This is a genomic window from Streptomyces griseoluteus (assembly GCF_004784465.1).
Lineage (GTDB): Bacteria > Actinomycetota > Actinomycetes > Streptomycetales > Streptomycetaceae > Streptomyces > Streptomyces griseoluteus.
Genome location: NZ_SRRU01000001.1, coordinates 948088 through 969475, shown reverse-complemented (window position 1 = coordinate 969475; position 21388 = coordinate 948088). Strand labels below are relative to the sequence as shown.

The window sequence follows — 21388 nt, the reverse complement described above, 5'->3', positions numbered from 1 at the left end:
GTCCTATACACATGACTTATACAAGCGTTCTAGACACGCGTTTAATACAGCCGTACATTCCTCGGCATGGTGAATCCGCAGAGCACGACGAGCACCACTCCAACCCCCGCGCAGGACCGGTCCGTTCGTGCCGGACGGCGCGAGTGGACCGCGCTGGGCGTGCTGATGCTGCCGCTGCTGCTGGTCTCGATGGACGTGTCCGTGCTGTACTTCGCCACCCCGGCGATCAGCGCGGACCTCCGCCCGACCGGCACCCAGCAGCTCTGGATCTTCGACATCTACGGCTTCGTCCTGGCCGGCCTGCTGATGACGATGGGCTCCCTCGGCGACCGCGTCGGCAGCCGCCGGCTCCTGCTGGCGGGGGCCGCCGCCTTCGGCGCCGCCTCCGTCCTCGCCGCCTACGCCGACAGCGCCACCACCCTGATCGCGGCCCGCGCGGTCCTCGGCGTCGGCGGCGCCACCCTGATGCCGTCCACCATGGCGCTGCTGCGCGCGATGTTCACCGACCCCGCCCAGCGGGCGAAGGCGATCGGACTGTGGTCCGGGGTGATGACCGGCGGCATCGCACTGGGCTCGGTACTGAGCGGAGTGCTGGTGGAGCACTTCTGGTGGGGCTCGGTCTTCCTGGTCAACCTGCCCGCGATGCTCCTGCTCCTGGTCCTCGGCCCGTTCCTGCTCCCCGAGTCCCGTAACCCCTCCCCCGGCCGCTTCGACTGGATCAGCGTCCCGTTGTCCCTGGCCGCCGTGCTCCCGGTGATCTACGGCCTGAAGGAGATCCCGTCCGAGGGCTGGCACGTGCGGTACGTGATGTCGGTGACGGTCGGCCTGCTCTTCGCCGCCCTCTTCGTCCACCGCCAGCGCACCGCCGCCTCCCCGCTGGTGCCGCCCGCGCTGCTGCGGAACCGGGGCTTCACCCCCGCCGTGGTACTGACCCTGGTGTCCGCCTTCGGCATGCTGGGCTCAGCGATCTTCACCACGCAGTACCTCCAGTCCGTGCTGGACAAGAGCCCGCTGTCGGCCGCGCTGTGGAGCCTGGTGCCCTCGGTGCTGATCGGGGTCGCGGGGCCCGTCACCGCCGCGCTGGTCGCCCGGGGCGTGGACCGGGGCCGGGTGGTCGCCGCCGGGTTCGCGGTCTCGGCCGCCGGGTACGGGCTGCTCGCGCTGACCGGCACCGGGTCGCTGTGGCTGCTGCTGGCCGCGGCCGGGGTGCTGGCCTGCGGTGCGGTGATGGTGCTGTCCCAGCTCACCGACCTGGCGATGGGCAGTGCCCCGGCAGGGCGGGCGGGCACCGCCTCGTCCCTGCTGGAGACGGCCACGGAGTTCGGCGGCGCGCTGGGCATGGCGGTGCTGGGCTCGGTCGGCGCGGCCGTCTACCGGCACCGGATGCCGTCCGGCGCCCCGGCGGAGGCCCGTGAGACGCTCGGCGGCGCGCTGGTCACCGCGGCCCGGTTGCCCGGCCGGTCCGGGGAGGCGCTGCTCGCCTCGGCGCGGGAGGCGTTCACCTCCGGGATGCACGCGGCCGCCCTCGCCGGGGCGGGCGTGCTGACGCTGGCCGCGATCGGCGGCGCGCTGACCCTGCGCGGACGGGGCGCCGAGCAGCCCTGACACACCGGAGCGCCGGGCGGCCCGCAAGGGGTCCGCCCGGCGCTCCGGTGAGTTCGGGGTGCGGATCAGTCCAGGTTGACCGACCGGGCGGAGGTCGCCCCGATCTCCTGGGCCAGCTCGCCCAGCGTGGCCGGGTCGACCGTGTCGTCCACCGTCAGCACGGCCAGCGCCTCGCCGCCGGCGGTGGACCGGGCCACCTGCATACCGGCGATGTTGATGCCCGCCTCGCCGAGGACCCGGCCGACGGTGCCGACGACACCGGGACGGTCCTCGTAGCTGAGGACGACCATGTGCTCGGTGAGCGCGAGGTCCACGTCGTAGTCGCCGACCGCGACGATCTTCTGGACGTGCTTGGGACCGGCCAGCGTGCCGGAGACCGACACCTCCTCGCCGCCCGCGAGGGTGCCGCGCACGGTGACCACGTTGCGGTGGTCGGCCGACTCGGAGCTGGTGGTGAGGCGGACCTCGACACCGCGCTCCTGCGCGAACAGCGGGGCGTTGACGTAGGAGACGGTCTCGTCCACCACGTCCTCGAACACGCCCTTGAGCGCGGAGAGTTCGAGCACCTTCACATCGTGCTGGGTGATCTCGCCGTACACCTCGACGTCGAGGCGGACCGCGACCTCGCCCGCCAGGGCGGTGAAGATGCGGCCGAGGCGCTCGGCCAGCGGCAGACCGGGCTTCACGTCCTCGGCGATGACGCCGCCCTGGACGTTGACCGCGTCCGGCACCAGCTCACCCGCGAGGGCGAGGCGCACCGAGCGGGCCACCGCGATACCGGCCTTCTCCTGCGCCTCGTCGGTGGAGGCGCCGAGGTGCGGGGTGCAGACCACCTGGTCCAGCTCGAACAGCGGGGAGTCGGTGCACGGCTCCTTGGCGTACACGTCGAGCCCGGCGCCGGCGACCCGGCCCTCCTTCAGCGCCGCGTACAGCGCCGCCTCGTCGACGATGCCGCCGCGCGCGGCGTTGACGATGCGCACGGTCGGCTTGACCTTGCGCAGCGCCTCGTCGCCGATCAGACCGAGGGTCTCGGGGGTCTTGGGCAGGTGGACGGTGATGAAGTCGGAGACCTCCAGCAGCTCGTCCAGCGAGAGGACCTTGACGCCCATCTGCGCGGCCCGCGCGGGCTGTACGTAGGGGTCGTAGGCGACCACCTTCATGCCGAAGGCGGACATCCGCTGGGCGACCAGGGCGCCGATGCGGCCGAGGCCGACCACGCCGAGGGTCTTCTCGGCCAGCTCGACGCCGGTGTACTTGCTGCGCTTCCACTCGCCGTTCTTCAGGGCGGCGTTGGCCTGCGGGATGTTGCGCGCGCTGGCCACGAGCAGACCGCAGGCCAGCTCGGCGGCGGTGACGATGTTGGAGGTGGGGGCGTTGACGACCATCACGCCGGCCTTGGTGGCGGCGGAGACGTCGACGTTGTCCAGGCCGACGCCGGCTCGTGCGACGACCTTCAGCTTCTTGGCCGCGGCGATCGCCTCGGCGTCGACCTTGGTGGCCGAGCGGACGAGGATCGCGTCCACGTCGGCGATGGCGGGGAGCAGTTCGGCGCGGTCGGCTCCGTTGCAGTGCCGGATCTCGAAGTCCGGCCCGAGTGCGTCCACGGTGGCGGGCGACAGCTCTTCAGCGATGAGTACCGTGGCTTTTCGACTGGGGTACGAGCTCACGTGAGTCCTCACAAGTCCATTGCGGACGGCCGTCCCGACGGCCGCTGGCGGTGGAGGGGTGCTAGCCGCGTGGAAGACGCACGACACTGTGGGCCTGACGCGTTTGTTGTGCAGCAGTCTAGTGGGGCGGCGGCCGGGCGGGCGGCACCCCGCCAGGGGGGGCCGCCGCCGGCCGCCATGAGGCTCACGCCTCTTCGTCGACCCAGGACATCAGCTTGCGCAGCTTCTTGCCGGTGGTCTCCAGCAGGTGCTCGGAGTCCTGCTTCTTGTACTCGTCGTACTTCTTCAGGCCGCCGTGGTACTCGTCCATCCAGTTCTTGGCGAAGGAGCCGTCCTGGATCTCGGCGAGGACCTTCTTCATCTCGGCCTTGGTGGCGTCGGTGACGATGCGCGGGCCGGTGACGTAGTCGCCCCACTCCGCGGTCTCGGAGATGGACCAGCGCATCTTCTCCAGGCCGCCCTCGTACATGAGGTCGACGATCAGCTTCAGCTCGTGCAGACACTCGAAGTAGGCGATCTCCGGCTGGTAGCCGGCCTCGGTCAGCGTCTCGAAGCCCGCCTTGACCAGGGCGGCGGTGCCGCCGCAGAGCACGGCCTGCTCACCGAACAGGTCGGTCTCGGTCTCCTCGGTGAAGGTGGTCTTGATGACACCGGCGCGGGTGCCGCCGATGGCCTTGGCGTACGACAGGGCCAGCGGGAAGGCGTTGCCGGAGGCGTCCTGCTCGACCGCGACGATGCAGGGCACGCCGCGCCCCTCCTCGTACTGGCGGCGGACCAGGTGGCCGGGGCCCTTGGGGGCGACCATGCAGACGTCGACCTCGGCCGGGGGCTTGATGAAGCCGAAGCGGATGTTGAAGCCGTGGCCGAAGAACAGCGCGTCGCCGTCCTTCAGGTTCGGGGCGATGGATTCCTCGTAGACCTGGGCCTGGAGCGGGTCCGGGACCAGGATCATGATGACGTCGGCCTCGGCGGCGGCCTCGGCCGCGGTGACCACGCGCAGGCCCTGCTCCTCGGCCTTGGCGCGGGACTTGGAGGCCTCGGGCAGACCGACGCGGACGTCGACGCCCGAGTCCCGCAGCGACAGGGCGTGGGCGTGGCCCTGGCTGCCGTAGCCGATGACCGCGACCTTGCGGCCCTGGATGATGGACAGGTCGGCGTCGGCGTCGTAGAACAGCTCGGCCACTGGTTCTCTCCTTGAGGTGCGGGGTGCTGCGCCCACCGTATTGCGATGGGGGGACGGAAGGTTTCGGGGTCTCGGCATCCGGTCGCCCCTCGGGGCGGCCGGGCCGGGGGTCACGCGCTGCGGTCGAGGGCGCGCAGGGAGCGGTCGGTGATGGAGCGGGCGCCGCGTCCGATGGCGATGGTGCCGGACTGCACCAGCTCCTTGATACCGAAGGGCTCCAGCATCTTCAGCATCGCGGACAGCTTGTCGCCGGAGCCGGTGGCCTCGATGGTGACGGCCTCCGGGGAGACGTCGACGGTCTTGGCGCGGAACAACTGGACGATCTCCACGATCTGCGACCGGGTCTCGTTGTCCGCGCGGACCTTCACCAGAACGAGTTCACGCTGGACGGCCTGTCCGGGTTCCAGTTCGACGATCTTCAGCACGTTGACGAGCTTGTTGAGCTGCTTGGTCACCTGCTCCAGCGGCAGGTCCTCGACGTTCACCACGATGGTGATGCGGGAGATGTCGGCGTGCTCGGTGACACCCACCGCGAGGGAGTCGATGTTGAAGCCGCGCCGGGAGAAGAGGGCGGCGATGCGGGCGAGGATGCCCGGTGTGTTCTCCACCAGGACGGAGAGCGTGTGCTTGGACATGGTCGTGGTCTCTCTCGCTCGTATCCTCGGTCAGTCCTGGTCGCCGTCGCCGAAGTCGGGACGGACGCCCCGCGCGGCCATGACCTCGTCGTTGGAGGTTCCGGCGGCGACCATCGGCCACACCATCGCGTCCTCGTGGACGATGAAGTCGACCACGACCGGGCGGTCGTTGATCGCGTTGGCCTCCTCGATGACCTTGTCCAGGTCCTCGGGGCGCTCGCAGCGGATGGCGTGGCAGCCCATCGCCTCGGCCAGCTTCACGAAGTCGGGCACGCGGGTGCCGGCGCTGGGGCCGGTGGGTCCGTCGGGGCCGGAGTGCAGCACGGTGTTGGAGTAGCGCTGGTTGTAGAACAGCGTCTGCCACTGGCGGACCATGCCGAGGGCGCCGTTGTTGATGATGGCGACCTTGATCGGGATGTTGTTCAGGGCGCAGGTGGTGAGTTCCTGGTTGGTCATCTGGAAACAGCCGTCGCCGTCGATCGCCCAGACCGTACGGCCGGGCTGTCCGGCCTTGGCGCCCATCGCGGCCGGGACGGCGTACCCCATGGTTCCGGCGCCGCCGGAGTTGAGCCAGGTCGCGGGCTGCTCGTACTGGATGAAGTGGGCGGCCCACATCTGGTGCTGGCCGACGCCCGCCGCGAAGATCGTGTCGTCGGGGGCGAGCTGCCCGATGCGCTCGATGACCGCCTGCGGGGAGAGCGAGCCGTCCTCCGGCGTCTCGTAGCCGAGCGGGTAGGTCTCCCGCCAGCGGTTCAGGTCGCTCCACCAGGCGGTGTGGTCGCCCCGGTGGCCCTCGCTGTGCTCCTTCTGCACGGCCTGGATCAGGTCGGCGAGCACCTCGCGGGCGTCGCCCACGATCGGCACGTCGGCCTCGCGGTTCTTGCCGATCTCGGCCGGGTCGATGTCGGCGTGCACGATCTTGGCGTACGGCGCGAAGCTGTCCAGCTTCCCGGTGACCCGGTCGTCGAAGCGGGCGCCGAGGGCGACGATCAGGTCAGCCTTCTGCAGCGCGGTGACGGCGGTGACCGAGCCGTGCATGCCGGGCATGCCCACGTGCTGCGGGTGGCTGTCGGGGAAGGCGCCGAGTGCCATCAGGGTGGTGGTGACGGGGGCGCCGGTCAGCTCGGCGAGGACCTTCAGCTCGGCGGTGGCGCCGGCCTTGAGCACACCGCCGCCGACGTAGAGGACGGGACGGCGGGCGCTGGTGATGAGCTTGGCGGCCTCGCGGATCTGCTTGGCGTGCGGCTTGGTCACCGGGCGGTAGCCGGGCAGGTCGGTCACGGGCGGCCAGGAGAAGGTCGTCCGCGTCTGGAGCACGTCCTTGGGGATGTCGACGAGGACCGGGCCGGGGCGGCCGGTCGAGGCGATGTGGAACGCCTCGGCGATCGTCCTCGGGATGTCCTCGGCCTTGGTGACCAGGAAGCTGTGCTTGGTGATCGGCATGGAGATGCCGACGATGTCCGCCTCCTGGAAGGCGTCCGTACCGATCGCCTTGGAGACCACCTGGCCGGTGATCGCGACCAGCGGCACCGAGTCCATGTTGGCGTCCGCGATCGGGGTGACCAGGTTGGTGGCGCCGGGGCCCGAGGTCGCCATGCAGACGCCGACCTTGCCGGTGGCCTGCGCGTACCCGGTGGCCGCGTGGCCCGCGCCCTGTTCGTGGCGGACCAGCACGTGGCGCACCCGCTGGGAGTCCATCAGCGGGTCGTACGCGGGAAGGATCGTGCCCCCGGGAATGCCGAATACGGTGTCGACCCCGACCTCCTCGAGCGAGCGAATGAGGGACTGCGCACCCGTGACGTGCTCGACGGGGGCGGAGTGCTGTCCTCCGGATCGGGGCCGCGGCTGCGGATGGTGGGCCCCGGTGGCCTGCTCGGTCATCGTCATTCTCTTCTCGAGCTTGAGGGTTTGCGAGGTTCGGGCGGTATGGGTGTGGAGCGGGGGGCCGCACGAGGGTCACTCGTGCAACAAAAAACCCCCCGTGCCGCAAGGCAAGCGAGGGGAGCGCGTCGGTGAGGGGTGCTGGGATTTCCGGACGGTGTCCGACGAAGCCCCAGCTCAGCCGACGCGCTTTCCAAGTACGAGAATTCGGGTGCGCATGGCATTGACCCTCCCTCCGGCGCGCACCATGTGTCAAGTGGGTGGGACAGCCGTCTCATCATGTGAGCGGAGCACCGTCCCGCCGAACACGGTGGACATGGTCCCGGAGTAGAGCCCGGCGCCCTTCCCGGCGAAGACCGGCTCGGCGGGGGCGTGCGGCACCGGGAAGCGGCCGGAGGCGAGCGCCCGGCGCAGCCGGTACTCGTCCACCGGCCCGGCGAACGCCATGCCCTGGCCGTGGGTGCAGCCCATGGCGCGCAGCGCGACCACCTGTTCCGGCAGGTCCACGCCCTCGGCGACGGTCTGCAGGCCGAGGTCGCCCGCGATGCGCAGCAGCCCGCTGGTGATCTTGTGCAGCCGGGCGGACTCCACGACGCCCTCGATCAGCCCGCGGTCGAGCTTGAGGATGTCCACAGGGAGCCTGCGCAGCGCCGTGATGGCCGCGTGGCCGCTGCCGAAGCCGTCGAGCGCGATCCGCACCCCGAGGCGGCTGAGGGCGGTCAGGCGGCGCTCCAGCTCGTCCTGGGAGATCCGCGGGTCGGTGCCGGACAGTTCGATGATCAGCGCGCCGGGCGGCAGTCCGTGCCGGGTGAGCAGCGCCTCGATGGAGCCGAGCGGCAGCGAGCGGTCCAGCAGCCGCCGAGCGCTCATCCGTACGGACACCGGGACGACGAGGCCGCCCGCGGCGCGCTCGGCGGCCTGCTCGACGGCTTCCTGGAGTATCCAGCGCTCCAGCTCGGCCGTACGGTCGCCGTCCTCGGCCACCCGCAGGAACTCGGCCGGGGTGAACAGCACCCCCTGGGCGGAGCGCCAGCGCGCGTGGGTGGCGACCGAGGCGATCCGGCCGCCGTTGAGACACACCACCGGCTGGTGCAGCAGTGCGAACTCCCCCTCGTGCAGCGCGGCGCGCAGCCGTCCGGCCAGCTCGGCCTTGCGGACCACGTCCTGCTGCATCTGCGGCTTGTACAGCTCCACCCGGCCCTTGCCGCCGGCCTTGGCCCGGTACATCGCCAGGTCGGCGTTGCGCAGCAACTCGCCCGCGCCGAGGCCGGGCTCGGCGAAGGCGACGCCGATGGAGGCGTTGACCCGGACATCGTTGCCGTCGATGGCGTACGGCTGGGAGAGGGTGAGCCGGAGCCGGTCGGCCAGCTCCAGGATGTGCCGCTCGCGGGCGGCGCGGTCGCGGGTGCCGTCGCCGGTGATCAGGGCCGCGAACTCGTCCCCGCCGAGCCGGGAGGCGGTGTCCCCCTGGCGCACGGAGTCCTGGAGCCGGCGCGCGGCCTGGATCAGCAGCTCGTCCCCGGCCTGGTGGCCGATGGTGTCGTTGACGGCCTTGAAGCCGTCGAGGTCGATGAAGAGCACGGCCGTGCCGCGCAGGGCGGCGCCCCGGTCGGTGGCCCGGCGCCCGGACAGGGCCTGCTGGACACGCCGGGTGAACAGGGCGCGGTTGGGCAGGTCGGTGAGCGGGTCGTGCTCGGCGTTGTGCTGGAGCTGGGCCTGGAGCCGGACCCGCTCGGTCACGTCCCGGCTGTTGAAGATCAGCCCTCCGTGGTGCCGGTTGACGGTGGACTCCACGTTGAGCCAGCCGCCCCGGCCGGAGCGGAAGCGGCACTCGATGCGGGTGGTCGGTTCGGCCACCGGGTCGGCGGCCAGGAAGCGGCGCACCTCGTGCACCACGCAGCCCAGGTCCTCGGGGTGGATCAGCGCGGCCAGTTCGGTGCCGATCAGGGCCTCGGCGCTGCTGCCGTAGACCCCGGCGGCGGCCGGGGAGACGTAGCGCAGGACGCCGTTGGGCGCGGCGATCATGATGACGTCGCTGGAGCCCTGCACCAACGAGCGGAAGTGGTTCTCCTTCTGCGCCAGTTCCTGGGTGAGGGTGATGTTGTCCAGCAACATGATGCCCTGGCGGATGACGAGGGCCAGCACCACGGCACCCGCGGTGATCAGCACCACGTGGTCGGGCCGGCGCCCGTTGAGCACGCTGTACAGGATGCCCAGCGTGCAGACGGCGGCGGCGAGGTACGGGGTGAGGGCGGCCAGCGAGCCGGTCAGCGGCCGCCCGGACGGGTACCGGTGGCCCTCCGTGTCCGGCGGGTGCGGCTGCACGGTGGACGGACCGCGCTGTCCCGGCACGTGCTCGTGCACGACACGGGTCTCGGACGCGCCCCTGTCGCTCTCGCGCCCCCTGGGTGCGGCCCAGGGGGCGTAGGCGAGCAGCAGGGAGCCCGCGAACCAGCCCGCGTCCAGCAGTTGCCCGGAGCGGTAGCTGCTGTGCAGCAGCGGCGAGGTGAACAGCGCGTCGCACATCACGGTGAGCGCCAGGGCGCCGATCGCGGTGTTGACGGCGGTGCGGTTGCCCGGACTGCGCCGGAAGTGCAGCGCGAGCACCATGCTGACCAGCACGATGTCGAGCAGCGGGTAGGCCAGCGAGAGGGCGGTGTGCTCGACGCTCGGTCCGTCGATCCGGGCGGTCTGGGCGAGCGCCAGGCTCCAGGAGAGGGTGAGCAGCGAGCCGCCGATGAGCCAGGCGTCCAGCGTGAGACAGATCCAGCCGGCCCGGTTCGCCGGGCGTTTGGCGAGGACCAGCAGCCCCACGATGGCGGGCGGCGCGAAGCAGAGGAAGAACAGATCGGCGTAGCTGGGGCTCGGCACGGTGCGTTCGAGGACGACCTCGTACCACCCCCAGACCGCGTTTCCGAGGGCGGCCATCGCGGAGGAGAGGGCGAAGAGCAGCCAGGCGGGACGGAAGCGGACGCGGCGGCTGCGGGCGTAGAGCAAGCAGGAGACGGCGGCGGTTCCGGCCGCCGCGCTGAGCCCGAAGTCCCCCATGAACAGAGCGAGTTGCTCGCTTCCCCAGTCGAAGGCCGAGCCGACGGCGTAGGCCGCGCAGATCAGGGCGAGGGCGAGCTGCCGGGTGAGCCGCGATCCGTCGCCGGCCGCTGCCGGTGGCCGGGTGGGGGGCGTACGGACGGGCTGCTGCGGCGCGCGGGGCGCCCCGTCGAGCGCGGTCGTGGTCACCGGCGGCGCGCTCACCGCGCCCTCCCGGTGCGGGTCGCGCCGGTGCCCCTCGGGGGCCGGTGCGGATGCCTGTGCCGGGCGCCCGGCCGGGGGTGCAGGGCGAGCCGGCTCATCGGCCGCTCGCGCCTGCACGCGGTCGTGCGCCAGGGTCGCCGTCGGCGGCTCCGCCGCGTCGGATCGTTCGTCCATAGGCCGTGCATCGCCCGTCGCCCCCCTCACAGAGCTGAAATGTTCGTCCCCGGCGCCGGTCGGTCGGCGGCGCACCCCTGTCGGGACGATACACCAGGATCGTCACTCAGGGACATAGCTTCTCTACTCTCCGTGACGACCAGCGACTATGCGGGCACACAACGCGCCCGAAGGGTCGCGGAGGGTGCCGATGAGCGGCTCACGCCCCGGTGGTGAGGACCACGTGGCGCAGTGGCTCATGGTTCACGAACCGGGTCAACTGGTCCACCAGGAGCCGCTCGGCGCGCGGCCGGAACGCCGCACTCGGGCCGCCCACATGCGGGGTGATCAGTACGCCCGGCGCCCGCCACAACGGGTGGCCCGGCGGCAGCGGTTCGGGGTCGGTGACGTCCAGCGCGGCGGTGAGGCGCCCGCTCTCCACCTCGCTGAGCAGGGCGTCGGTGTCGACCACCGGCCCGCGCGCGATGTTCACCAGCAGGGCGCCGTCCTTCATACGGGCGAGGAAGGCGGCGTCCACCAGGCCCCGCGTCTCGTCGGTGAGGGGCGTCGCGAGGATCACCACGTCCGCGTCCGGGAGCAGTCGGGGAAGTTCGGTGAGCGGATGCACGACCCCGCGCGCGGTGGTGCGCCCGGAGCGCGCCACCCGGATCACGCGCCCCAGTTCGAAGGGCGCGAGCCGGTCCTCGATGGCCGAACCGATGGCCCCGTAGCCGAGGATGAGCACGTTCCGGTCGGCCAGAGCGGGCCGGAACTCCCCTTGCCAGCGCTCCTCCTCCTGCGCCCGCACGAACCCCTGAATCCCGCGCAGCGAGGCCAGCGTGAGGGTGAGGGCCAGCTCGGCGGTGCTGGTGTCGTGGACTCCGCGGGCGTTGCAGAGCCGGACGCCGGGCGGCACGTCCTCAAGGGCGCCGGAGATGTCGTCGACGCCCGCCGTGAGCGTCTGGATCACGCGCAGCCCGCTCATCCGCTCCAGCGGACGCGTCCGCACCTCCAGCGGCTTCATGTACGGCACCACGTACACCGCGCAGTCGGCGGGGTCACCGGGGAACTCCCCACCGTCGAAGAACAGGTAGTTCGGGCCCTCGGGCAGCCCCTTGATCTCCTCGGGCGGGATGGGCAGCCAGACGTCGTCGGTCATGGTCAGGAGGCTAGTTCAGGGGCGGTGGGCGCAGACGTTAGGTTGGGGGCTTCGGTGAGGGCCTGTCTTCCGGATCAGGCCGGCTCGGGCCGACGGCGCCATCGTGGCCGACCCGAGCGGGGTCTGGTGCGTGCAGCTGCAAGGCGGAGGAGGGAGTCGACGCGATGGGGGTGCCCCCGCGCGAGCGCAGCCGAGCGTGGGGGAGTCGGCGAGTGACGACAACGCCGCTGGGGGTCCCCCCTGCTCGGAGAGCTTGGGGGAGTGCGTGCCAGGGCCCGCGACCGCGGCAAGATCCGGAAGACAGGCCCTAGGGAGGTTCGCGGCAGGTGGAGCGCAGGAGGATCGGCACGGGGGCGCTCTCGGTGGGGGCCGTGGGGCTCGGCTGCATGCCGATGAGCTGGGCGTACAGCGGGTCGCGGCAGCGGGGCGAGGAGTCGCTCCGGGCCGTGCACCGGGCGCTGGACCTCGGGTCGGACCTGCTGGACACGGCCGACATGTACGGCCCGTTCACCAATGAGCTGCTGCTGGGCCGGGTGCTGAGGGAGCGGCGCGCGGACGCCTTCGTGTCGACCAAGGCCGGGCTGCTGGTGGGTGATCAGCACATCGTGGCCAACGGACGCCCCGGCTATGTGCGGCGGGCCTGCGACGCCTCGCTGCGCCGCCTGCAGACCGACGTGATCGACCTGTACCAGCTGCACCGCGCCGACCCGGAGGTCCCCGTCGAGGAGACCTGGGGCGCGATGGCGGACCTGGTACGGGCCGGGAAGGTCCGCGCGCTGGGCCTGTGCGCGGTCGGCGCGCGCGGCGGACGCCGCCCGGGGAACGGGCTGTACGACGGCACACTGCGCCAGTTGAGGCGGGTGCAGCAGGTGTTCCCGGTGAGCGCGGTGCAGGCGGAGCTGTCGGTGTGGTCGCCGGAGGCGCTCACCGCGCTGCTGCCCTGGTGCGCGGAGCGGGGCATCGGCTTCCTCGCCGCGATGCCCCTGGGGAATGGTTTCCTCACCGGGACGCTCACCCCGGGCGAGGGCTTCGAACCGGACGACCTGCGCGCCCGCCACCCCCGTTTCACGGCCGAGATGATGGCGGCCAACCAGCCCGTCGTGGCCGGACTCCGCCGCATCGCACGACGGCACGGCGAGGACGTCACCCCGGCCCAGGTGGCACTGGCGTGGGTGCTGGCGCAGGGACCGCAGGTCATCGCGCTGCCCGGCACCAAGCGGGAGCGCTGGGCGCGGGAGAACGCGGCGGCGGCCGCGCTGCGGCTGACCCCGAATGACCTCGCCGAGGTGGCCGCCCTGCCCCCGGCGCTGGGATCGTGGGACTGAACGCAGGACGCACACGGTGCGCGTCTGGTGGGGTAGCAGTGTCGGTGCGACCCGTTCGAAGGGACCTTGACCGTGCGAAGCCGAACCGTACCCGCCGTACTCGCCGCGACCACGCTGCTGCTGGCCGCGGGCTGCTCCTCGGACGGGGGTGACGGGCGGGGATCGCCCGCCGGGGGCATGGCGACCGCCACGGCGCAGTCCCCCTCCGAGACCGCCCCGCCCGCCAAGGGCTCGGTGAAGGTGCTGCGGACGGTGGCCGAGGGCCTGAAGAGCCCGTGGGGGCTGGCCCCGCTGCCCGACGGGAACCTGCTGGTCTCCTCCCGCGACGACGCCACCCTCACCCGGATCGACGCCAGGACCGGCAGGAAGACGGTGGCGGGCCGCATCTCCGGGGTCGAGCCCGCCGGTGAGGGGGGCCTGCTGGGCATCGCCCTCTCTCCGGGCTTCGCCTCGGACCACATGGTCTACGCCTACTTCACCTCGGCCTCCGACAACCGGGTGGTCCGGGTCCGGTACGACGAGAAGCGGGCGCCCGGTGATCAGCTGGGCGCACCGGACACGGTGTTCAAGGGCATCCCCAAGGGCCGCATCCACAACGGCGGCCGGATCGCCTTCGGCCCGGACGGCATGCTGTACATCGGCACCGGCGAGAGCGGCAACCGCGGGCTGGCCCCGGACAAGAAGTCGCTCGGCGGCAAGATCCTCCGGATCACCCCGGAGGGCGAGCCCGCGCCGGGCAACCCCCTCGGCCGCTCCCCCGTGTACTCCTACGGCCACCGCAATGTGCAGGGTCTGGCCTGGGACAAGCAGCAGCGGCTGTTCGCCTCGGAGTTCGGCCAGGACACCTGGGACGAGCTGAACGCGATCAAGCCAGGCGGCGACTACGGCTGGCCCGACACCGAGGGCAAGGGCACCGACGCGCGCTTCCAGAATCCGCTGGCCCAGTGGCACACCGACGAGGCGTCGCCGAGCGGTATCGCCTACGTGGACGGGGTGATCTGGATGGCCGGCCTCCGGGGCGAGCGCCTGTGGCGCGTCCCGCTGCGCTCCACCTCGGCGTCGGCCCCGCCGCAGGCGTTCCTGGAGGGCGAGTACGGCCGGCTGCGCACGGTGGCCCCGGCCGGGCAGGACCGGCTGTGGCTGCTGACCAGCAACACCGACGGCCGCGGCGACCCCGCGAAGGCCGACGACCGCCTGCTGGAGCTGCGGGTCCGCTGACGGGGGCGGTGCGGCACACCGCCCCCGCTCCTGCGGTCAGCCCGCCGAGGGCAGGCCGAGCAGCGCGTCGGAGTACTTCAGCGCGGCCAGCAGCAGGCCGACGACGCCGAGCGCGACACCGCCCCACGCGACCGACTTGATCCACGGGGCCTGCGGCCGGCCCGGCGCGCCGAACGCGGGGCGGGCGAGCACTGCCACGCCCACCACCAGCGCGGCCACCGCGAAGAGGCCGGCCCACAGGGCGGTGGCGTGCCAGGCGTCGCCGTAGACCGCCTTGATCTGCTGGGCGACCCCCGCCTGGGAGGAGGTCTTGAGCTGGCCCATGAGCTGGGCGCGGGCCGAGGCGACGGTGCCGATCCAGCCGCCGTTGAGCGAGACCAGGCCGAGCGCGGCGGACACCACGGCACCGGCGCCCTGGCCGACCCCGGACGCGCGGCCCGGCTCGGCGGCGGCCCTCTCCTCGCCGGTCTCCTGCTGCTCGGGTGCCCGGGCTTCCTCGGTCACGGCGGTCTCCGCCACCGTCTCGTCGTGCTGCGCGCCGGTCTCGGTCCCGGCGCCTTCCGCTGTCTTCGTAGCCATGCCCGGCACCGTACGGACGCAGTCTGAGAGGCGTCTTAACGCCCGCGGTGCGCCGCTGCTTCCGCGGGGACGGCCGAGCCTTTCCGGGGCTCAGTCGAACTGGTCGCCGAGGGCCATGATCATCGTCCCGGCTATCAGCAGCCAGAGGGCCCGGCGGGTGCGGCCACGGGAGCCGAGGAGGGCGGCGGCCGCGCAGACGGCGGCACCGGTGGCGTACGCGGCGGGGACCAGGGCGGGGGCGGGGCCGGTCAGGCGGAGCAGGGCGGCGGCTACCCCGGCGAGGGTGAGGAGGGCGCCGGTGCCGGTGGCGAGCCAGCGGGCGCGGCGGGCCTCGTCGTAGAACTCGGCGTCCTCTTCGTGCCGTATGACGGGCTCCGCCCGTTCCGCCTCCTCGGCCTCGGCGGGTCCGGCGACGGAATCGGTACGTCCACTCATGGCGGGCGAGCGTAGCGCCTGCGTCCCGGAGGCCTTTCCGCGGCCCCCGGAAAGCGGACGTGGCCCCGGAGGACTCAACCTCCGGGGCCACGTCCGGCGCGGGACTCAGCCCTCGCTCACGCCCAGCCGGTCCAGGATCAGCTCCTTGACGCGGGCGGCGTCGGCCTGGCCACGGGTGGCCTTCATGACCGCGCCGACCAGCGCGCCGGCCGCCGCCACCTTGCCGCCGCGGATCTTGTCCGCGATGGCCGGGTTGCCGGCGATGGCCTCGTCGACGGCGGTGGTCAGCGCACCCTCGTCGGAGACGACCTTCAGACCGCGCTTCTCCACGACCTCGTCCGGCGTGCCCTCACCGGCGAGGACGCCCTCGATGACCTGGCGGGCCAGCTTGTCGTTCAGGTCACCGGAGTTCACCAGCTCGGTGACGCGCGCGACCTGCACCGGCGTGATCGCGAGATCGTCCAGCGAGGTGCCCGACTCGTTCGCGCTGCGCGCCAGTTCGCCCATCCACCACTTGCGGGCGGAGGCCGCGTCGGCACCGGCGTCGATGGTGGCGACGATCAGGTCCAGCGCACCGGCGTTGGTGATCGACTGCATGTCGGTCGCCGAGATGCCCCAATCCGCCAGCAGGCGGGTACGGCGGGCCAGCGGCAGCTCGGGCAGCCCGGCGCGGATCTTCTCGACCCACTCGCGCGACGGCGCCACCGGGACGAGGTCGGGCTCCGGGAAGTACCGGTAGTCCTCGGCCTCCTCCTTCACGCGGCCCGAGGTCGTCGACCCGGTGTCCTCGTGGAAGTGGCGGGTCTCCTGGACGATCGTGCCGCCACCGTCGAGCACGGCCGCGTGGCGCATGATCTCGAAGCGGGCGGCGCGCTCGACCGAGCGCAGCGAGTTGACGTTCTTCGTCTCGGAGCGCGTGCCGAACTTGTCCCGGCCGTGCGGGCGCAGCGACAGGTTCACGTCGCAGCGCATCTGGCCCATCTCCATCCGCGCCTCGGAGACACCGAGGGCCCGGATGACCTCGCGCAGCTCGCGGACGTAGGCGCGCGCGACCTCGGGGGCCCGCTCGCCCGCGCCCTCGATGGGCTTGGTGACGATCTCGATGAGCGGGATGCCCGCGCGGTTGTAGTCCAGCAGGGAGTAGGACGCGCCGTGGATACGGCCGGTGGCGCCGCCGACGTGGGTCGACTTGCCGGTGTCCTCCTCCATGTGGGCGCGCTCGATCTCCACGCGGAAGGTCTCACCGTCCTCCAGCTGCACGTCGAGGTAACCGTCGAAGGCGATCGGCTCGTCGTACTGGGAGGTCTGGAAGTTCTTCGGCATGTCCGGATAGAAGTAGTTCTTCCGGGCGAAGCGGCACCACTCGGCGATCGAGCAGTTCAGCGCGAGGCCGATCTTGATGGCGGACTCGACGCCGGTCGCGTTGACGACCGGGAGCGCGCCGGGCAGACCGAGGCAGACCGGGCAGGTCTGCGAGTTGGGCTCGGCGCCCAGCTCGGTCGAACAGCCGCAGAACATCTTGGTGCGGGTGCCGAGTTCGACATGGACCTCGAGGCCCATGACGGGGTCGTACGACGACAGCGCGTCCTCGTACGACACCAGGTCGGTCGTGGTGGTCACGGTGAAAACTTCCCTCTCAGCCCAGCAGGACGTCGTCGTCGCCCAGCCGCTTCAGCTCGCGGTAGAGGATGGCGAGCCCGGTGACGATGGCGACGGCGGACACGGCGGCGTCGATCAGGCGCAACGTGTCCTGCTCCGACCGGGCCTTCTTGATCTGCTTGGCTACGCCGACCGCGCTGAACGCGGTGCCGGCCATGGACAGGTACGTGCCGGACCTCGACTGCTTGAAGCCCTTGGCCTTGTTCAGTGCGCTCACAGCGACGGTGCCTCCTCGATCAACGGGTGACCCCACTTTTCCACGAAGGCGGCCTCGACGGCGGCGCCGACCTTGTAGAGCCTGTCGTCCTTCAGCGCCGGGGCGATGATCTGCAGGCCGACGGGGAGGTTGTCCTCCGGGGCGAGACCGCACGGCAGCGACATGGCCGCGTTGCCCGCGAGGTTCGTCGGGATGGTGCACAGGTCCGCGAGGTACATCGCCATCGGGTCGTCGGCGCGCTCGCCGATCGCGAAGGCGGTGGTCGGCGTCGTCGGGGAGACGATCACGTCGACCTGCTCGAACGCCTTCTCGAAGTCCTGCGTGATGAGGGTGCGGACCTTCTGCGCGGAGCCGTAGTAGGCGTCGTAGTAGCCGCTGGAGAGGGCGTACGTGCCGAGCATGATGCGGCGCTTGACCTCGGCGCCGAAGCCGGCCTCGCGGGTGAGCGAGGTGACCTCCTCGGCCGAGTGGGTGCCGTCGTCACCGACCCGGCGGCCGTAGCGCAGGCCGTCGAAGCGGGCGAGGTTGGAAGAGCACTCGGACGGCGCGATCAGGTAGTACGCCGACAGCGCGAGGTCGAAGGACGGGCAGTCCAGCTCGACGATCTCGGCGCCCAGCTCCTTCAGAAGCTCGACGGACTCGTCGAAGCGCTGGAGGACACCGGCCTGGTAGCCCTCGCCGCGGAACTGCTTGACGACGCCGACCCGCATGCCCGCCACCGAGCCGTTGCGCGCGGCCTCGACGACCGGCGGTACGGGGGCGTCGATGGAGGTGGAGTCCAGCGGGTCGTGACCGGCGATGACCTCGTGCAGCAGCGCCGCGTCCAGCACCGTGCGGGCGCAGGGGCCGCCCTGGTCGAGGGAGGAGGAGAAGGCGACCATGCCGTAGCGGGAGACCGAGCCGTACGTCGGCTTGACGCCGACGGTGCCGGTGACGGCGGCCGGCTGGCGGATGGAGCCGCCGGTGTCGGTGCCGATGGCGAGCGGGGCCTCGTAGGCGGCGAGCGCGGCGGCGGAGCCGCCTCCGGAGCCGCCGGGGATCTTGGTGAGGTCCCAGGGGTTGCCGGTCGGGCCGTAGGCGCTGTTCTCGGTGGAGGAACCCATGGCGAACTCGTCCATGTTGGTCTTGCCGAGGATGACGACGTCGGCGGCCTTCAGCCGCTTGGTGAGCGTCGCGTCGTACGGCGGGAGCCAGCCCTCGAGGATCTTCGAGCCGACCGTGGTCGGCACGCCCTCGGTGGTGAAGATGTCCTTCAGCGCGAGCGGGACGCCGGCCAGCGGGCCGAGCTTCTCGCCGCGGGCGCGCTTGGCGTCCACCGCGCGCGCCTGGGCGAGGGCGCCCTCGCGGTCGACGTGCAGGAAGGCGTGCACCTTCTCGTCGACGGCCTCGATGCGCGCCAGGTGTGCCTCGGCGACCTCGACGGCCGTCAGCTCGCCGGAGGCGATCTTCTCGGCGGTCTCGGCGGCCGTGAGCTTGATGATGTCGGTCATGACTTCTTAGTCCTCCCCCAGGATCTGCGGCACCTTGAAACGCTGCTGCTCCTGGGCGGGGGCGCCGGAGAGCGCCTGCGCGGGGGTGAGCGAGGGACGGACCTCGTCCGCCCGCATGACGTTCGTCAGCGGGAGCGGGTGCGAGGTCGGCGGTACGTCTTGGTCGGCGACCTCGCTGACGCGGGCGACCGCGCCGATGATGTCGTCGAGCTGGCCGGCGAAGTGGTCGAGCTCTTCGGGCTTCAGCTCCAGACGCGCCAGCCGGGCGAGGTGGGCGACCTCCTCGCGCGTGATGCCAGGCATGCAGCGATCCTCTGGGGTGAGTGTGTGCGGTTTGGCCCAATCCTATGGGTCGCGGGCCGGTCACCGTTAAACGGTTTCCCCGGGGGCCCCCGGCCGGGGGCGCACGGCGGGGCGGTACGCCCCGGCGCGGTGATCGTCGCGGGGAAACGTTCCCCCGGCACAGGCCGGGGGCTATTCCCCCGCGGGCAGCGCCGCGCAAGGCCGCTGCCAGCCGCGGGGACCGCGGGCCTGCAGCCAGGCCGTGGTCTCCTCGGGCGGCATCGCGGCGGCCACCAGCCACCCCTGTACGGCGTCGCAGCGCAGGTCGCGCAGGTGTTCCCAGGTCTCGTCGTCCTCGACGCCCTCGGCGACGACCACCAGGCCGAGCGAGTGCGCGAGGTCGACGGTGCAGCGCACGATCGCCGCGTCCTCGGCGTCCACCGCGAGCCGGGCCACGAAGGAGCGGTCGATCTTCAGTTCACTGACCGGCAGCCGCCGCAGGTGGACCAGGGAGGAGTAGCCGGTGCCGAAGTCGTCCAGGGACATCTTCACGCCGTGTCCGGCGAGCGCGGCCAGGGTGTCGGCGGCCCGCTGCGGGTCCTCCAGCAGCACATGCTCGGTGATCTCCAGTTGCAGCGCCCCCGCCGGGACCCCGTGCCGGGCCAGCCGGGCGGCGACGGAACCGGCGAAGCCGGGGGTGTGCACGTCCCGCGGGGAGACGTTCACCGCGACCGGCACCCTGAGCCCCTGCTCGCGCCAGCGGGCGACCTGCGCGAGGGCGGTCTCCAGCACGTACTCGGTGAGGTGCGGCATCAGCCCGGAGGACTCGGCTATCGCGATGAACTCGTCCGGCGGCACCTTGCCCCGCTCCGGGTGCACCCAGCGCACCAGGGCCTCCAGGCCGGCCACCTGGCCGTCGAAGCGGACCTTGGGCTGGTAGTGCAGCTGGACCTCGTGCGCGTCCAGTGCCCGGCGCAGATCGCCCAGCAGGGCGAGCCGGTCGGGGGTGTTGGAGTCCCGCTTGGACTCGTACGCCTCCACGCCGGAGCGGTCCCGCTTGGCCTGGTACATCGCCACGTCCGCGCGGCGCAGCATGCCCTCGGCGTCCAGGGCGTGGTCGGGGAAGAGGGCGACACCCGCGCTGGCCTCCAGCACGAGTGTGAGTCCGTCGAGGTCGAGGGGCGAGCCGAGCGCGGTGACCAGCCCGCGCGCGATACGGGTGGCCGACGTGGTGGAGTCGGCCACCGGCAGTAAGACGGCGAACTCGTCCCCGCCGAGCCGCGCGGCCTCCGCTCCGTCCGGCAGGGCGTTCTGGAGCCGGTCCGCGATCTGCAACAGCAGCCGGTCACCGGCGAGATGGCCGAGGGTGTCGTTGACCGACCGGAAGCGGTCGAGGTCTATCAGCATCAACGCCGAGCGGGCGCCGATGCGTTCGGCGTCGTCCAGCGCGGTCCAGATGCGCTCCAGCAGCCATTGCCGGTTGGGCAGGCCGGTCAGCGGGTCGAGCAACTGCTCCTCCGCGCGGGCCCGTGCCATCCACAGGGTGGAGTCCAGCGCGATCAGCGGGATGACGAACAGCGGCAGCAGCACCGGCCGGGCGTCGGCGACCACGCACACCAGCGGCGCGATGCCGAGCAGCGCGACGGCGACGAAACCCTGCCTGACCAGCGCGGTCCGGGCGACGGTGGGCACCCCGCCCCCGCGCGGGGCGTGCAGGTACCAGAGCAGCCCCCGGCTGACGACGAGGTAGGCGCCCGCGGCGAGCACCACCTCCGGGACGGTGCCGAGTCCCCAACTGCCGGGCCGCCAGGGCGCCTCGACGCTCCCGACCCGGCCGAAGGCGCCGAGGACCAGGGCGCCGGCGCCGATGGCGAGGATGTCCACCGCGCCGTGCAGCAGGCCTTCACGGCGGCAGTTGCGCCGGGCGACGCCGACCAGGACGACGACGCTGAGGCTGACCAGTCCGGCCGGGACCCAGCCGTACAGCAGCAGGGTGGCGAGGGTGAGGGCCGCGCCGGAGGCGGTGCCGCCGCTCCAGCGGGCCCGGCCCAGCATGACGAGGTGGCCGACGACGAGGCCGGTGAGCAGCGCCAGCGCCCACCCGGCCGTACCGGCGGGGAAAAGCGCGCGGCCGCCGCTGAAGGCGCCGTAGAGCCCGGCGCCGAGGGCGAGCGCGGCCGCCCCGGCGAGGACGGCGGGCAACGTCGGTATCCGCGCGCGCCGTTGGCCGTCCGGGAGCGGGTCGAGGTCGGCGGCGAGCACCACCGCCGCGTGCGGATCGACGCCGTCCGCACCGGAGTTGGGGCCCGCACGGTCCTTGCCGTGCCCGGTCCACCGGTTCCCCCGCCACGCGCCCGCGCGGCGCCGCAGGCGCAGCCGCGAGCCGGGGGCGGCGCTCTCGGTCGGTTCCATTCCCGTCCCTCTCACAGCCGGCGGTGCCCACGCCACGCGGCCCTGGCCCCGAGGACCCTCAGCGGCTCGGCGGTGGAAAGCCCTTCCCCGTGCCGGCTGTCGGGCACGGGGATGCACCGGCCGCGGCTGGGCACGGCGGGCGCACCCCTCAACAGTAGGCCGCGGAGGGCTTCCTCGGGCAGCGGTCGTGGACGGTCGCCCGAATGCGTACGGGCCACCCGTATGCATCTGATATG

At 72.3% G+C, this 21388-nt stretch carries 16 protein-coding genes; 3 read left to right on the top strand and 13 right to left on the bottom strand.

Annotation, left to right across the window (positions count from 1 at the left end):
* Positions 1-66: 66 nt before the first annotated feature.
* Complete coding sequence (locus E5082_RS04485) at positions 67-1605, top strand: MFS transporter (RefSeq protein ID WP_135789945.1); 1539 nt, start codon at positions 67-69, stop codon at positions 1603-1605.
* 65 nt (positions 1606-1670) lie between these two features.
* Here E5082_RS04485 and serA read toward each other — a convergent pair whose 3' ends face one another.
* The 6 genes from serA to E5082_RS04450 form a co-directional block, all read right to left on the bottom strand.
* Entirely contained in the window at positions 1671-3272 is a 1602-nt protein-coding gene (gene serA, locus E5082_RS04480) for a phosphoglycerate dehydrogenase (protein ID WP_086690496.1), read from the bottom strand.
* Between the two features lie 184 nt (positions 3273-3456).
* Positions 3457-4455 carry a ketol-acid reductoisomerase gene (ilvC, locus tag E5082_RS04475; protein WP_086690498.1) on the bottom strand — a complete coding sequence of 333 codons (999 nt, stop codon included), beginning with the start codon at positions 4453-4455 and terminating at the stop codon, positions 3457-3459.
* Positions 4456-4565: 110 nt separating this feature from the next.
* Positions 4566-5090 (bottom strand): acetolactate synthase small subunit, encoded by a 525-nt coding sequence (gene ilvN, locus E5082_RS04470; RefSeq protein WP_031181749.1) that lies wholly within the window; start codon positions 5088-5090, stop codon positions 4566-4568.
* Positions 5091-5120: 30 nt separating this feature from the next.
* Complete coding sequence (locus E5082_RS04465; protein WP_135789944.1) at positions 5121-6971, bottom strand: acetolactate synthase large subunit; 1851 nt, start codon at positions 6969-6971, stop codon at positions 5121-5123.
* A gap of 252 nt (positions 6972-7223) precedes the next feature.
* Positions 7224-10223, bottom strand: a complete 3000-nt coding sequence (locus E5082_RS04460; RefSeq protein WP_167513981.1) for a putative bifunctional diguanylate cyclase/phosphodiesterase — start codon at positions 10221-10223, stop codon at positions 7224-7226.
* A 373-nt stretch (positions 10224-10596) separates the two neighbouring features.
* Entirely contained in the window at positions 10597-11535 is a 939-nt protein-coding gene (locus E5082_RS04450; protein ID WP_135789942.1) for a 2-hydroxyacid dehydrogenase, read from the bottom strand.
* A gap of 326 nt (positions 11536-11861) precedes the next feature.
* Between E5082_RS04450 and E5082_RS04445 the strand changes: the two genes are divergently transcribed.
* Entirely contained in the window at positions 11862-12860 is a 999-nt protein-coding gene (locus E5082_RS04445) for an aldo/keto reductase (RefSeq protein WP_135789941.1), read from the top strand.
* A gap of 72 nt (positions 12861-12932) precedes the next feature.
* Positions 12933-14078, top strand: coding sequence for a PQQ-dependent sugar dehydrogenase (locus E5082_RS04440; protein WP_373310091.1), 1146 nt, complete (start codon positions 12933-12935; stop codon positions 14076-14078).
* A gap of 36 nt (positions 14079-14114) precedes the next feature.
* Here E5082_RS04440 and E5082_RS04435 read toward each other — a convergent pair whose 3' ends face one another.
* The 7 genes from E5082_RS04435 to E5082_RS04405 all read right to left on the bottom strand — a co-directional run bounded on the left by E5082_RS04435 (position 14115) and on the right by E5082_RS04405 (position 21152).
* Complete coding sequence (locus tag E5082_RS04435; RefSeq protein WP_135789939.1) at positions 14115-14657, bottom strand: hypothetical protein; 543 nt, start codon at positions 14655-14657, stop codon at positions 14115-14117.
* A 90-nt stretch (positions 14658-14747) separates the two neighbouring features.
* Positions 14748-15092 (bottom strand): hypothetical protein, encoded by a 345-nt coding sequence (locus tag E5082_RS04430; protein WP_190045368.1) that lies wholly within the window; start codon positions 15090-15092, stop codon positions 14748-14750.
* 105 nt (positions 15093-15197) lie between these two features.
* Positions 15198-16712, bottom strand: coding sequence for an Asp-tRNA(Asn)/Glu-tRNA(Gln) amidotransferase subunit GatB (gene gatB / locus E5082_RS04425; protein WP_135789938.1), 1515 nt, complete (start codon positions 16710-16712; stop codon positions 15198-15200).
* Positions 16713-16728: 16 nt separating this feature from the next.
* Positions 16729-16968, bottom strand: a complete 240-nt coding sequence (locus tag E5082_RS04420; protein WP_086696013.1) for a hypothetical protein — start codon at positions 16966-16968, stop codon at positions 16729-16731.
* Positions 16965-18458, bottom strand: a complete 1494-nt coding sequence (gene gatA, locus E5082_RS04415) for an Asp-tRNA(Asn)/Glu-tRNA(Gln) amidotransferase subunit GatA (RefSeq protein ID WP_135789937.1) — start codon at positions 18456-18458, stop codon at positions 16965-16967. The genes E5082_RS04420 and gatA overlap by 4 nt, the downstream gene beginning before the upstream one ends.
* Before the next feature lie 6 nt (positions 18459-18464).
* A complete protein-coding gene (gatC, locus tag E5082_RS04410; protein WP_018544665.1) occupies positions 18465-18761 on the bottom strand; it encodes an Asp-tRNA(Asn)/Glu-tRNA(Gln) amidotransferase subunit GatC in 297 nt (98 codons plus the stop codon).
* 171 nt (positions 18762-18932) lie between these two features.
* Complete coding sequence (locus E5082_RS04405; RefSeq protein ID WP_135789936.1) at positions 18933-21152, bottom strand: putative bifunctional diguanylate cyclase/phosphodiesterase; 2220 nt, start codon at positions 21150-21152, stop codon at positions 18933-18935.
* Between the last annotated feature and the right edge of the window lie 236 nt (positions 21153-21388).

Excerpts from the sequence above, each read along its gene's own strand:
- E5082_RS04485 (WP_135789945.1), top strand. The coding sequence starts at position 67 with ATGGTGAATCCGCAGAGCACGACGAGCACCACTCCAACCCCCGCGCAG.
- ilvN (WP_031181749.1), bottom strand. The coding sequence starts at position 5,090 with ATGTCCAAGCACACGCTCTCCGTCCTGGTGGAGAACACACCGGGCATC.
- E5082_RS04465 (WP_135789944.1), bottom strand. The coding sequence starts at position 6,971 with ATGACCGAGCAGGCCACCGGGGCCCACCATCCGCAGCCGCGGCCCCGA.
- E5082_RS04450 (WP_135789942.1), bottom strand. The coding sequence starts at position 11,535 with ATGACCGACGACGTCTGGCTGCCCATCCCGCCCGAGGAGATCAAGGGG.
- E5082_RS04435 (WP_135789939.1), bottom strand. The coding sequence starts at position 14,657 with ATGGCTACGAAGACAGCGGAAGGCGCCGGGACCGAGACCGGCGCGCAG.
- E5082_RS04430 (WP_190045368.1), bottom strand. The coding sequence starts at position 15,092 with ATGAGTGGACGTACCGATTCCGTCGCCGGACCCGCCGAGGCCGAGGAG.
- gatA (WP_135789937.1), bottom strand. The coding sequence starts at position 18,458 with ATGACCGACATCATCAAGCTCACGGCCGCCGAGACCGCCGAGAAGATC.
- gatC (WP_018544665.1), bottom strand. The coding sequence starts at position 18,761 with ATGCCTGGCATCACGCGCGAGGAGGTCGCCCACCTCGCCCGGCTGGCG.
- E5082_RS04405 (WP_135789936.1), bottom strand. The coding sequence starts at position 21,152 with ATGGAACCGACCGAGAGCGCCGCCCCCGGCTCGCGGCTGCGCCTGCGG.